This window comes from Candidatus Planktophila sulfonica, from assembly GCF_002288065.1.
GTDB lineage: Bacteria > Actinomycetota > Actinomycetes > Nanopelagicales > Nanopelagicaceae > Planktophila > Planktophila sulfonica.
The window spans coordinates 1,332,678-1,344,614 of sequence record NZ_CP016773.1 but is presented as its reverse complement, the minus strand read 5'-3'; the positions used below and the strand labels follow the sequence as shown (position 1 = coordinate 1,344,614).

The window sequence follows — 11,937 nt, the reverse complement described above, 5'->3', positions numbered from 1 at the left end:
TTACTTTTCGACCGATTTCGACGGATGCCTGTGGAGAACCCGCAAAGTAGACCCCAAAGCGAGAAATAGCAAGTGGTTATCCACAACTTGAGACCCCTGAGGGGCCAGATCGCGAGTTTGACCCACACCTATCCACATCCTTACAGTTACCTCCTTGCTTCCCCCGTACTTATGACCCGATGGGCGTTTACGCCCCACAGATTTTGGAGTTCTCATGACAAAGCGCACCTTCCAGCCAAATACGCGTCGCCGCGCCAAGAAGCATGGCTTCCGCGCCCGCATGGCTACCCGTGCAGGCCGTGCAGTTCTTTCTGCTCGCCGCGCTAAGGGCCGCTCAAAGCTCTCAGCGTAAGGCTAAAGAGCGCACAGGATCTTTCGTGCTCCCTGTTGATGCACGTTTAACCTCAAGCTCAGATTTCGCTCGCGCAACCAAGAGCGGTATTCGAGTTACCTCACAACACTTCGTTGGATATTTGTACTTGTCCCCTGTCACAAATGAATCTTCTGCAAAATGCGGACTCATCATCAGCAAATCGGTCGGTGGATCAGTTAAGCGCCATCGCGTTGCTCGCAAAGTTCGTCACGCAGTTGCTCCAACAATTTCATCTCTTCCAACCGGTTCCCTTCTGGTTATCCGTGCACTTGGACAAGATGGCGATTCAAATATCGAAACCGAAATCACTGAGCTGATTTCAAAGTTGATTTCCCGCTCTGAAAAGGTGGCGGCGAAGTAATGAGAAGAGTATTTACTCTGTTGATTCGTGGATATCAGGTGGCGACATCTAATTTCGCACCGCGTTGTAAGTACTACCCATCATGTTCAAACTATGCGATCACAGCAATCGGTCGCTACGGAGTAAAAGGTTTAGCTATGGCTGCATGGCGCATTGTGCGATGCAATCCATGGTCACAAGGTGGCGTTGATTATGTCGATGCACACCTTGATTCTGCAGATGTAAAGAATGTTTTATTAAACAGCGAAAAAGAAGTGGTGGGCGCTAACTAATGGGCTTTATTCTCAATCCTCTCTACAACATCGTCTCTGGCGTTATTGTCTTCATTCACAAACTTCTTTCACCAGTCTTCGGTTCAAACTCAGGTGTCACCTGGTCACTTTCAATCATGGGACTCGTTGTCATCATCCGAATCATTTTGATTCCACTCTTCGTGAAGCAGATCAAGAGCCAGCGCGCTCTAACAGCTCTGCAACCACATATGAAGGAGATTCAAAAGAAGTACAAAGATGATCGCCAGAAGCAATCAGAAGAGATGATGAAGCTCTACAAAGAGCACAAGACAAATCCACTTGCATCGTGTTTCCCAATTCTTGCCCAGGCACCAATCTTCTTCGCACTCTTTACAGTTCTTAATGGAATTGCGGCAAAGACAGACGAAGGTGTTTCTGCACCAATCGCTCGCGGATTCCTTAAGGGTGAATATCTCGACAGTGCAGCGCAAGCAACATTCTTTGGTGCAAAAATTTCAGAGAGCTTCCTCGGATCAACTGAACTCACTGTAAAGATTGTGACTGTTCTACTTATTATCTTTATGTCTGCGACAACCTTTACAACTCAGCGTCAGTTGATGGTTAAGGGAATGCCAAAGATGGATGCATCAAACAATATGATGTTGCAGCAGCAGAAAATCATGTTGTATTTATTCCCAGTAATTTTCGCGATCTCAGGTGTGAATTTCCCTGTTGGTGTTTTGATTTACTGGTCGACAACAAACCTTTGGACTTGGGGTCAGCAGTACTACGTCATTAAGCGAAACCCAACGCCAGGATCTCCCGCCTACGAAGAGCTGCAGCGAAAGCGCGCTGCGAAGGCCAAGGCAGATGGAAATGAAGCAGAAGGAATTGACTCAACTGAAGGCGCCCAAAACTCGAATAACGGGGCGCCAGAGGTCCAGGGGCAACGACAACAACCAAAGAAGAAAAAGAAGAAGAAGTAAATTCGGACAATTACTATTAATAACGCTTTAATTAGGACAAAGGGGGCAGAAATGCCAGAAGTTACAGAAGTTACAGAAGTTACAGAAGTTGTAGAAGGAACTGAAGAGAAGGCCACCAAGGCTCCAAAGAGCGTGGCAAAGCTTGAGGAAGAGGGCGATATCGCCGCTGATTACCTCGAGGGCCTACTTGATATCGCCGATCTCGATGGAGATATCGATATCGATGTTGAAAACGGTCGCGCCTCACTCGCAATCGTCGGTGGAAAGCTCAAGCACCTCGTCGGCAACGATGGAGATGTCCTTGATGCAATCCAAGAGCTCACACGCCTAGCTGTTCAGACTTCAACAGGTGACCGCAGCCGCTTGATGCTCGATATCGATGGATTCCGCGCTGGTCGCCGTAAGGAACTTACTGCTCTTGCCGAGAAGATGGCTGAGCAGGCAAAGACCACAGGCAGCTCAATCAAGCTCGATCCAATGAACGCTTTTGAGCGCAAGATCATCCACGACACAATCCAGACTTTGGGCTTAACTTCCGAATCAGATGGCGAAGATCCAAACCGCTTCGTCGTTATCTACCCAGCGTAGTTTCACGTGGAACATTCAGTAGAGGGGCTAGTCGGCCGCTACTTTCCAGAGCGCGAAGCTGAGATTCGCGCCTATGCCGAATTCCTTGTAACCGCCGGAATTGAGCGTGGCCTTATTGGGCCTCGCGAGGGCGAGCGCATCTGGGATCGCCATATCTTTAACTGCCTCCATGTAACGACCCTTCTACCGCAGGGAGCATCCCTCTTTGATATCGGTTCAGGGGCAGGTCTGCCTGGAATCGTCATCGCTCTGGCCCGTCCAGACCTCAAAGTCACGCTCATTGAACCTCTAGAACGCCGGGTTGAGTTCCTCAAAGAGGCGACTGCGGGCACTGAGATTGAAGTTATCCGTGGCCGCGCTCAGGATGTAAAGAAGACAGCTGATTTTGTCACCGCCCGCGCCGTTGCCCCGCTTGAGAAATTGAAGAAGATGAGCTGGCATATGGTCAAGACCAACGGCGCCCTCCTTGCAATGAAGGGGGAAGGGGCTGCCGCCGAGATGGCCGGCACGAAGAATGCCAAACTGCATGAGATTGATCTTGAGGGAGTGGGCTTGGGACGTATCGTCGAGCTCCGCAAAGGAACACCCGTTTCTTAAGGGGAACCTTTAGTGCTTAGATTGCCCACATGTCGGGCGATGATTCACGTGAAACCAATACTGGCCAAAAGGTCGTAGGTGTCCGACGCCTTAAAGAGGCGATGGCTAAGCCGACCTCAACCCGCATCTTCACCGTCGCCAACCAGAAGGGCGGGGTAGGTAAGACCACCACCACCGTCAATATTGCAGCTGCCATGGCTATGGGGGGCCTTCGAGTCCTCGTGATCGATCTTGATCCACAGGGCAATGCATCGACCGCCCTCGGCGTAGAACATCGTGATAGCGCCGGTGTTTATGAAGTTTTGATGGGCAACGCGCAAATGTCTGAAGTTGTTCAGAAAGTTGCAGGCTTTCCTGTTCTTGATTGCGTTTCATCAAATACATCGCTTGCGAATGCTGAAATCAATTTAGTTTCAATGGTTGCACGCGAACTGCAATTGAAAGAAGCAATTGATTCAATCTCAGTTAATTACGATTATGTTTTTATCGATTGCCCACCATCACTTGGTTTGCTAACTATCAATGCATTTGCTGCATCGAAAGAGTTGTTAATTCCAATTCAAACTGAGTATTACGCGCTCGAAGGTTTGTCACAACTGCTTGAAACATATGGTGTTGTAAAGAAGCGTTTGAATCCAAACCTCACCCTTTCAACAATTGTCTTAACGATGTTTGATTCACGTACCCGTCTATCAAATGACGTTGCGGCAAATGTTCGCTCACACTTCCCAAATGAACTAATTGATATTCCAATTCCACGTGCAGTGCGCGTTTCTGAAGCACCTTCTTATAATCAAACTGTTATGACTTACGATCCACTTTCACCTGGCGCGATTGCATATATGCAGGTTGCACGCGAAATTGCTGAACGCGGTAAGGCTAAAGATGAAGTTGTCTTTGATTCGAATGTTGTCAGCATTAATTACAAAGGTGGAATCGCATAATGGCAGTCAAGCGCGGCGGACTCGGAACAAATCTTGATTCACTGATTCCAACATCACTGACTGTTGCCGGAACAGAAGTTGCACAACAGAATGAAATTCCTGTTAACCAAATTTTTCCCAACCCACGCCAGCCACGTACAGTCTTTGATGAGACAGCGCTCAATGAATTAATTGCATCGATTAAATCAATTGGAATCTTGCAACCACCAGTTGTCCGTAAAGTTGCAGATAACAAGTACGAACTCATTATGGGAGAGCGACGCTTCCGTGCTGCAATGGCTGCGGGTTTAACTTCAATTCCTGTCATTATTCGCCAGACCCCAGATAACGAGTTATTACGCGAAGCTTTGATTGAAAATATCCATCGCAGCAATCTCAACCCACTTGAAGAAGGCGCTGCATACGCACAACTTCTTACCGACTTTGGCTGCACACATGACGAGCTTGCACTCAAGCTTGGACGTTCACGCCCGCTAATTTCAAACACAATTCGCTTACTCAATCTGCCAGATGCTGTGCAGCGCAAAGTTGCTGCTGGAGTAATTTCTGCAGGACATGCGCGTGCACTTTTAGGACTTACAGATTCAGCCGATATTGAAAAACTTGCTTCACGAATCGTCGCTGAAGGTTTATCTGTGCGCGCAATTGAAGAGATCATCGCAACAATGAAGCCATCAACGAAGACAACTAAGAAGTCTTCCGTTAAAGGTGTATCGGGTGCAGGGCTAGCTGCGGCAGAACTATTGAGCGATTACCTCGATACACGCGTAAACGTTGAGACAGGTAAGGGCAAAGGCAAGATTGTTATTGAATTTGCAGGCAGCGAAGATCTTCAGCGCATCGTTGATTTAATCGAAGGTAAATAAAGAAAAGATTAATTGAGCGCTGTACCGCGGCGCTTCATCTCTTGCTTAATTACTCCACCGAGAGCCTTTACGCCTTCACGAATTCTTTCAGGTGTTGGGTGGCAATATGAAAGACGCATCGACCAAGAACCAAGTCCATCTGCATAGAAGGCGTTTCCTGGAACATAAGCAACCTTTGCAACAATCGCCTTTGGCATCAGAGCCTTTGTATCGATTTCAGCAGGAAGATTGACCCAGACATAGAAACCGCCGCCAGGCTTTGTCCATGTTGCCTCTGCAGGGAAATGTTGCTCAAGAGATTCGAGCATCGCATCGCGGCGCACTTTATAGAGCTCGCAGAAGCTTGCAATCTGATCGCGCCATGGCTGATCAGCTAAATAACTAGAGATTGTGAGCTGAGTGAAGTTTGATGGACACAAAATTGATGATTCAGATGCAATCACCAACTTATCCTTCAAAGATTGTGGAACTAACGCCCAGCCCACACGAAGTCCTGATGCGATTGTCTTTGAGAATGAGCCTAAATAGATGACATTCTCAGAATCTTCAGCGCGCATTGCATTCGGTGATGGCTTATCGAAGCCCAGTAGGCCGTAAGGGTTATCTTCAACGACGAAAATTTCAGCTTCGCGACAGATATTTAAGATTTCTGTACGGCGATCTGCAGGAAGACAGACACCTGTTGGATTTTGGTAGTTCGGAATCAGATACAAGAACTTAATTTTGCGACCAGCTGCACGAACGCTCTTAATTGCTGCGCGCAACGAATCAGGAATCATTCCATCGTGATCCATCTCGACGTGAACAACAGATGCTTCGTACTGACGGAATGTTCCGAGAGCTCCAACATATGAAGGTGCTTCAACAAGAACAACATCGCCTGGATCGATAAAGATGCGTGAAATAAGGTCGAGAGCTTGCTGCGAACCAGTTGTTACAACAATGTCATCAGCATTTGCACGAATACCTTCGAGCGCCATGACATCGCAGATCTGTTCGCGAAGTTTTGGATGTCCTTGACCGCTTCCATATTGAAGTGCTTCAGAACCGTTGGTGAGAATAAGTTCGTTAACAACGCCAGCCATCATCTCCATTGGGAGTGCTGAAAGATTTGGCATTCCACCTGCGAGCGAAACAATTTCAGGGCGTGAAGCAACAGCAAAGAGGGCGCGAATTTCAGAAGGCAACATTCCGGCGGCTCGCGCAGCAAATCTCGTTTCGAGATGTTGTGGAGCACCAGTTTGATAGCGAATTGAAATATCGGACATAGGTAGAAGTCTCCCACAAACCTTTAGAAGGTTGTGCGCTGATTAGCGGCGAATACCTGCGCTACGTAGGTCAGAAATTCGAAGCGTTCCGGTCTTTGCATCATCCTCAGCAGCTAAATAGAGGCGCTGAATCGCAATGACGAAACTTTCGGCGACGGTATCGCGAAAATCGGGGCGGGCAAGTCGTGCGGCATCGCCTTCATTGGTCGCATAACCAAGATCTACACGAACTGCAGGCGCCTTTGTAAGACGGAGTGAATCCCAAGTCTTGGCATGAGTACGGCAATTAAGGAAATCGGTTCGCGCACAAATTTCGCGCTGTACAAGGGATGCAAAACGTTCGCCCACAATTGAATGCACGCCATGCTGATCGCTGCCATAAAAGAAAGTAGCAACGCCACGCGCAGATGGATTTGAATAGTGATCGACGTGAAGTGAGATCAAAAGATCTGCGCCATTTTGATTGGTGAATGAGATTCGTTCTGCTTCTGTTGGATTGTTATGAGCACCGCGAGTTAAGAAGACACTGGCGCCGAGTGCAAGTAAACGACCTTCTAGGCGCTGTGCAATGTCATAAACAATCTCTGCTTCATATTCATTTGATGCAGGATCAATAACAATTACTTTATTAGCAAGTGCTGGTCCGCGATTTTTCTGCGCGGCACTTTCGCGAAGAGCACCAGGTGCGCCGCCAGAGACAATCTTTGTAAGACGAAGGAGTGCGATGATTGTTGCTGGACCGCACTTGCCATCAACTTTGACGCCAACAGATTTTTGAAACTCTTTGACGGCGGCTTCAGTTACTTCACCAAAGATTCCATCAACGCGACCGCAGTTGAAACCCATCTCGGTAAGACGTGACTGCAACGCGGCCACATCATCACCGCGCATCATCGGAGAGTTTTGTAGATAGAGAGAGCGATCTCCAAGTTTCCAGCGCGACTCATCGAGCGCGCGAATTGTGGCGTCGTTAAGTTCGCCAGTTACATGGAGGCCGCGTTCTTGTTGGAAAGAGCGAATCTCGTCGGGAGACATCTCTTTCATAATAAATACCTTACAGAGAAGATATTAAATGAAGCCTTCGAGCTCTTTAAGAAGAGCTGGCTTTGGCTTTGCACCGATGATTGTCTTAACAACTTCACCGTTGACATAAACATTGAGCATTGGAATTGATGTAACTCCGTACTTAATAGCGATTGCTGACTCTTCATCAGTGTTGAGCTTTACGATCTTGAGCTTGTCGCCGTGCTCAGCTGCAATGTCATCAAGAATTGGAGCGATTGCGCGGCAAGGTCCGCACCATTCAGCCCAGAAATCAACCAAAACTGGTGTGCTGCTCTTTAGTACAACCTGATCGAAATCAGCTGCTGTGACCTTAGTTGGTGCGCTCATCGTTACTCCTATTTGTTTTGTAAGACAGTTAGATTACTAGTGGGATAAGAATTTTTCAGCGTCTAGAGCCGCCTGGCATCCAGAACCTGCTGCAGTAATTGCCTGACGGTAGGTGTGATCCACCAAGTCGCCACATGCAAAGACTCCAGAAAGATTTGTTCGGGTTGAACGCCCTTCGACCTTTACATAACCCTCGTCATCGAGAGTTACAGAAGATGTAACAAGTTCAGAGCGCGGAATATGCCCGATTGCGACAAAGAGTCCCGTGAAATCTCGCTTTGAGACTTCGCCGGTCTTTGTGTTGCGAAGTTCTAGGGCTTCAACCTTTTCGGCACCCAAGACATCGATCACTTCTGTATCCCACAACATTTCAAGCTTTGGATTAGCGAATGCGCGTTCTTGCATGATCTTTGATGCGCGAAGTTCATCGCGGCGGTGAATCAAGACAACTTTGCTTGCAAACTTAGTAAGGAATGTTGCTTCCTCAACTGCAGAGTCTCCGCCGCCGACAACAGCAATTGTTTGATCGCGGAAGAAGAAACCATCGCATGTTGCACACCATGAGACACCGCGACCAGATAGGCGCTTCTCGTTCTCAAGACCGATTTCACGGTAAGCAGATCCCATTGCAAGGATGACAGCTTTTGCTTGAACGGTATTTCCTGAACCATCTTTAATAATCTTGATATCGCCAGTTAAATCCATTTCAACAACATCATCAGTAATGAGTTCAGCACCAAAACGCTTTGCTTGCTTACGCATGTTATCCATTAAGTCTGGACCCATGATGCCGTCGATAAATCCTGGGAAGTTTTCAACTTCGGTGGTGTTCATAAGTGCGCCACCAGCAGTAACAGAACCTTCGTAGATGACTGGGTTTAACTGCGCGCGAGCGGCATAAATTGCAGCTGTATAACCGGCAGGACCTGATCCAACAATGACGAGTTCGCGTACTTCAGTGCTCATGAGCGGACAATACCGCGCGAAGGTCGCTTAGTTCTTGCGACGACGTTGCAAGACGGATGTGGCGAAGCCTCTAAGGCCTGCGATTTCACTCACTTTCAGAGCTCTTGCGCAGAGTAGGTATGCCAAGCCGCTTCCGCCCAGAACAAAGGCGAGACGAATAATGCGCATCACCAGCGTTGTCTCGTCATATGCCCAGTTGAAGTATTGGGCGATTGCAAAGAATGGAACCATGCCAATGAGTGAGGCAAGCAAGAGGCGACCGTGTTGTGAAGCAAATTCACTTACTTGCAGGCGCCCTACATGTTTCTTTAGCAATGAAATCGTAATGAAGAGTCCGACGATATAGCTGATCGAGAATGCGATACCCAAACCGACGGTGACCCAATTGCTATCAAGAGTTTCGAGGAAGAGATATGAAAGTGCGACTGAGATGATGTTGATAATGACAATAGATGTCACTTGAGTCTTGGTATCTTCAAATGCGTTAAAACCACGAATGAGAATTAAGTTAATTGAGAATGCAACAAGACCCAAGCTGAGTGCTGAAAGCACAAAGCCGATATAGCGAGCATCATCAAGACTAACGCCCATATAAAGAGCTTCTGTCATCAACGGACCAAAGAGAAGAAGTGCAACGGCACTTGGAACAGTAACAACGCCAACCATGCGAATCGCTCGAATCAACTGTTTGCGAACTTCTTCAACGTTTTTAGCGATAGCGAGCTTTGAAAGATGTGGAAGAAGTGCGGTAACAATTGAGATTGTCACAATCGAATATGGAAGAAGCATGATGTAGTACGCACTTGTATAAGGAGTGAATCCAACACCGGTTGTAATTCCAGCTTGGGCGCTTCGAACCGCGGCACTTGTAGCAACGTTTACTGTGACGAGATAACCAAGTTGTGAAACAAGCACATAGACAAGAGTCCAACCAGCAAGGCCAAATGATTTTCCAAGACCTTTAACGCCAAACATTGGGCGCAAGTGAATTCCTGATCGCTTCACAACCGGAATCAAAATCAGTGCTTGAACAACAACCCCAAGGGTGGTCCCCCATCCAAGTAGCTGCACCTGAAGGTCGGTAATCGTGCCGATTTCAATTGCGCGCTGCGTAAGAAGAATGGCAGCAAAGACCACGATAACCACAAGGTTATTGGCGATTGGCGCCCACATAAGGGGTGCAAATGAGCCTCGCGCATTGGCTACTTGGCCCAGCATGGTGAATAAACCAAGGAAGAAGATCTGAGGCAAGCAGTAACGCGTAAATGCAATTGCGATTTCGCGTTCTGTTTCAAAACCTGGCGTTGAGAATTCAGGAGCGTAGAGACGAACCAGAGCTGGTGCAAAGAGCACGCCAACTAAGACAAGAAGAAGGAGAATTCCAGAGATTGTTGTCACTAAGCGAGAAGCAAAACCATGCCCGCCATCTTCATCTGAAAACGAGCGAACTAGTTGCGGAACGAAGATTGCTGTGAGCGCTCCACCGACAAGTAAGTTATACAAAATATTAGGCATTGTGTTTGCAACGTTGTACGTATCTGCCAAGAGCGCAGTACCAAGAACAGCAACAGCAAGAAGTGCGCGAATAAAACCGGTGATGCGAGAAAGAATTGTTCCTATCGCCATGATTCCTGATGCGCGGAAGAGCTCGTTATTCTTCACTTACGAGACCTCCTGACGCGTCGAACAGATTGTGTTACAGCGCCCATAAAGAGTAGAACTGCAGCGCCCGTTGTAAACCACGCAACACGCGAATCAATAATTGTGGCAGTCAGATGTAACTTGGAAACTTCGCCAACTAACTGGCCTTTAAAGTTCATGAGTTGTGCCAGAACAAGAGTGGATCCTGGTGCAATCACATCGACAGCGAGAAGAATTTGTTGGCGCGACTTTGGAGCAATAGTGATGTTATTGAGATTCTCGATTTGAATACGTGAATTCATCGGAATCAGCGAAACGTTTACGACGGCTGCAGTATCAAAGTTATTTACCAAGGTAATCGGCAACTTCGCTTCCGTTGTTGTAATTTGATAACGACCAGGAATCACCTTTAAGCGACCGGCCATCTTCTTTACAGCTATCTTCTCGTTATATGTAAAGAATGCCTGTTCATCTTTTGTCAGAATTGGATTCATCACCACAGCAAGGCGCGCACGTAGATCTGTAATCTCTTCTGAAGAGACTATGGTCGAGAGCCCAGTAAGCAACCTGCGATTTTGTGTGTAACTACTGATGAATTGATCGCTCAGGCGCGAAACCCCTGTGCCCCAACCATTTTGAGCGACAACTGGGCGATTTAACGCAGCTTCGAGAAAATCTTGTGCGTACTGTGAATAAAACTTTAACTCGCTTGGAGCAATGCTCTTGAGCAACTTTTCGTCAGGGTTACCGAAAGGAAGTGCAACAACGGTATTTCGTACAGTGACGAATTTGAGTTGAGCTAACCAGTTTTTTGCAACGATTTCTCCGACGAGATCTTCTTTACCTGCATAGGAATAACCATCTGCCATATCAAGGACTTCTTTGATGAGAGCCGCATCGACTACATATGTGCGTGAAGAAAGCGGCTGGTCAAAAATTAGCTTTCCAAGTTTTCCGGCAGGAAGTAAGTTGGTGGCTAACTCATTATTACGAAATTCGCCTTCAAAATTGGTATGTGGTTTATCAACAATTCTTGTTACCGGAGTATCAGCTTGTGCAGGTGGCGTGATCAGGAAAGCTGATGCAAAAAGGACAACAAGAAGTTTCTTCACAGTGAACTCAACTCTTGCGTTGCTTGCGTGCGAGAAATCAACTTCTTCTCATCGGGATATGCCAACTTCTCAATAATCTCTGAAAGTGGGAACCACGCAACTTCATCAACTTCGGTCTCTTGAGCAGCGAGCAACCCACCGCTTTCACGGAAGAGATAGTGATGAACAGTTTTATGAATTCGTTTTCCACCAGCCATAAACCAGAAATCAATCACGCCGAGAGATTTCTCAATCACTGATTCAATTCCGGTCTCTTCTTGAACTTCGCGAAGAGCAGCTTGTTCAGGAGTTTCGCCTTCTTCAATATGGCCCTTAGGTAGCGACCAGAGGATGCGTTTTCCGGTTTGATCTTTCTGATCGCGGCGACCAATAAGAAGGCCAAGCTTTCCTGTTGTATCAACGACAAGTCCGCCGGCGCTGACTTCATCAACGCGCTTTGCATAGGGCGGTTTTGGTTTGGTCGACTTCGCCGCAGGTTTCGGGGTCTGCGAAGAAGCGGGGGTGGATGCGGTCGCTAAATTCTGAGATTGCGGAGAGCGATTAGCTGGGCGCCTGCGCCTGCGTTTCTTTTTCGTACCTTCGCTGCCCGCACTAGGTGCCGGGATCATGA

General features: G+C 47.5%; 15 protein-coding genes. 8 read left to right on the top strand and 7 right to left on the bottom strand.

Translation table 11 applies throughout. The features are described from left to right. Window positions 1-214 precede the first annotated feature (214 nt). From rpmH to A1sIA56_RS06880, 8 genes are read left to right on the top strand one after another with little or no spacing between them, the layout of a single operon-like run. Window positions 215-352 (top strand): 50S ribosomal protein L34, encoded by a 138-nt coding sequence (rpmH, locus tag A1sIA56_RS06915; protein ID WP_095674151.1) that lies wholly within the window; start codon window positions 215-217, stop codon window positions 350-352. 25 nt (window positions 353-377) lie between these two features. Then, window positions 378-734 carry a ribonuclease P protein component gene (gene rnpA / locus A1sIA56_RS06910; RefSeq protein ID WP_095674150.1) on the top strand — a complete coding sequence of 119 codons (357 nt, stop codon included), beginning with the start codon at window positions 378-380 and terminating at the stop codon, window positions 732-734. Beyond that, window positions 734-1,006, top strand: coding sequence for a membrane protein insertion efficiency factor YidD (yidD, locus tag A1sIA56_RS06905; protein WP_095674149.1), 273 nt, complete (start codon window positions 734-736; stop codon window positions 1,004-1,006). Before rnpA ends, yidD begins: the two co-directional genes overlap by 1 nt. Beyond that, window positions 1,006-1,953: a membrane protein insertase YidC gene (yidC, locus tag A1sIA56_RS06900; RefSeq protein WP_095674148.1), complete on the top strand. Its 948-nt coding sequence runs from the start codon at window positions 1,006-1,008 to the stop codon at window positions 1,951-1,953. Before yidD ends, yidC begins: the two co-directional genes overlap by 1 nt. Window positions 1,954-2,004: 51 nt before the next feature. Next, window positions 2,005-2,541, top strand: coding sequence for a Jag family protein (locus tag A1sIA56_RS06895; protein ID WP_095674147.1), 537 nt, complete (start codon window positions 2,005-2,007; stop codon window positions 2,539-2,541). Between the two features lie 6 nt (window positions 2,542-2,547). Continuing rightward, window positions 2,548-3,138: a 16S rRNA (guanine(527)-N(7))-methyltransferase RsmG gene (gene rsmG, locus A1sIA56_RS06890; protein WP_095674146.1), complete on the top strand. Its 591-nt coding sequence runs from the start codon at window positions 2,548-2,550 to the stop codon at window positions 3,136-3,138. Window positions 3,139-3,167: 29 nt separating this feature from the next. Then, on the top strand, window positions 3,168-4,082 hold the full coding sequence (locus tag A1sIA56_RS06885) for a ParA family protein (RefSeq protein ID WP_095674145.1): 915 nt from the start codon (window positions 3,168-3,170) through the stop codon (window positions 4,080-4,082). After that, window positions 4,082-4,948, top strand: coding sequence for a ParB/RepB/Spo0J family partition protein (locus A1sIA56_RS06880; RefSeq protein WP_095674144.1), 867 nt, complete (start codon window positions 4,082-4,084; stop codon window positions 4,946-4,948). Before A1sIA56_RS06885 ends, A1sIA56_RS06880 begins: the two co-directional genes overlap by 1 nt. 8 nt (window positions 4,949-4,956) lie before the next feature. On the opposite strand, the gene A1sIA56_RS06875 is transcribed toward A1sIA56_RS06880, so the two are convergent. Genes A1sIA56_RS06875 through A1sIA56_RS06845 form a run of 7 tightly spaced genes read right to left on the bottom strand, consistent with a single transcriptional unit; the run spans window position 4,957 to window position 11,935 of the window. Continuing rightward, window positions 4,957-6,216, bottom strand: coding sequence for an aminotransferase-like domain-containing protein (locus tag A1sIA56_RS06875; protein ID WP_095674143.1), 1,260 nt, complete (start codon window positions 6,214-6,216; stop codon window positions 4,957-4,959). Window positions 6,217-6,258: 42 nt separating this feature from the next. Further along, a complete protein-coding gene (locus A1sIA56_RS06870; protein WP_095674142.1) occupies window positions 6,259-7,260 on the bottom strand; it encodes an N-acetylmuramoyl-L-alanine amidase in 1,002 nt (333 codons plus the stop codon). Window positions 7,261-7,284: 24 nt separating this feature from the next. Next, the gene (gene trxA / locus A1sIA56_RS06865) at window positions 7,285-7,608 is read right to left on the bottom strand and encodes a thioredoxin (protein WP_017955636.1); all 324 of its coding nucleotides are present in this window, start codon (window positions 7,606-7,608) and stop codon (window positions 7,285-7,287) included. 36 nt (window positions 7,609-7,644) lie between these two features. Continuing rightward, a complete protein-coding gene (gene trxB / locus A1sIA56_RS06860) occupies window positions 7,645-8,574 on the bottom strand; it encodes a thioredoxin-disulfide reductase (protein WP_095674141.1) in 930 nt (309 codons plus the stop codon). A gap of 27 nt (window positions 8,575-8,601) precedes the next feature. Then, the gene (murJ, locus tag A1sIA56_RS06855) at window positions 8,602-10,236 is read right to left on the bottom strand and encodes a murein biosynthesis integral membrane protein MurJ (protein WP_095674140.1); all 1,635 of its coding nucleotides are present in this window, start codon (window positions 10,234-10,236) and stop codon (window positions 8,602-8,604) included. Beyond that, window positions 10,233-11,327 (bottom strand): DUF6049 family protein, encoded by a 1,095-nt coding sequence (locus A1sIA56_RS06850; RefSeq protein ID WP_095674139.1) that lies wholly within the window; start codon window positions 11,325-11,327, stop codon window positions 10,233-10,235. The genes murJ and A1sIA56_RS06850 overlap by 4 nt, the downstream gene beginning before the upstream one ends. Beyond that, window positions 11,324-11,935, bottom strand: coding sequence for an NUDIX hydrolase (locus A1sIA56_RS06845; protein WP_095674138.1), 612 nt, complete (start codon window positions 11,933-11,935; stop codon window positions 11,324-11,326). Before A1sIA56_RS06845 ends, A1sIA56_RS06850 begins: the two co-directional genes overlap by 4 nt. Between the last annotated feature and the right edge of the window lie 2 nt (window positions 11,936-11,937).

What these genes read in the sequence shown, in the direction of transcription:
- rpmH (WP_095674151.1), top strand. Translation starts at nt 215, where the DNA reads ATGACAAAGCGCACCTTCCAGCCAAATACGCGTCGCCGCGCCAAGAAG.
- yidD (WP_095674149.1), top strand. Translation starts at nt 734, where the DNA reads ATGAGAAGAGTATTTACTCTGTTGATTCGTGGATATCAGGTGGCGACA.
- yidC (WP_095674148.1), top strand. Translation starts at nt 1,006, where the DNA reads ATGGGCTTTATTCTCAATCCTCTCTACAACATCGTCTCTGGCGTTATT.
- A1sIA56_RS06895 (WP_095674147.1), top strand. Translation starts at nt 2,005, where the DNA reads ATGCCAGAAGTTACAGAAGTTACAGAAGTTACAGAAGTTGTAGAAGGA.
- A1sIA56_RS06885 (WP_095674145.1), top strand. Translation starts at nt 3,168, where the DNA reads ATGTCGGGCGATGATTCACGTGAAACCAATACTGGCCAAAAGGTCGTA.
- A1sIA56_RS06880 (WP_095674144.1), top strand. Translation starts at nt 4,082, where the DNA reads ATGGCAGTCAAGCGCGGCGGACTCGGAACAAATCTTGATTCACTGATT.
- A1sIA56_RS06875 (WP_095674143.1), bottom strand. Translation starts at nt 6,216, where the DNA reads ATGTCCGATATTTCAATTCGCTATCAAACTGGTGCTCCACAACATCTC.
- A1sIA56_RS06870 (WP_095674142.1), bottom strand. Translation starts at nt 7,260, where the DNA reads ATGAAAGAGATGTCTCCCGACGAGATTCGCTCTTTCCAACAAGAACGC.
- trxA (WP_017955636.1), bottom strand. Translation starts at nt 7,608, where the DNA reads ATGAGCGCACCAACTAAGGTCACAGCAGCTGATTTCGATCAGGTTGTA.
- trxB (WP_095674141.1), bottom strand. Translation starts at nt 8,574, where the DNA reads ATGAGCACTGAAGTACGCGAACTCGTCATTGTTGGATCAGGTCCTGCC.
- A1sIA56_RS06845 (WP_095674138.1), bottom strand. Translation starts at nt 11,935, where the DNA reads ATGATCCCGGCACCTAGTGCGGGCAGCGAAGGTACGAAAAAGAAACGC.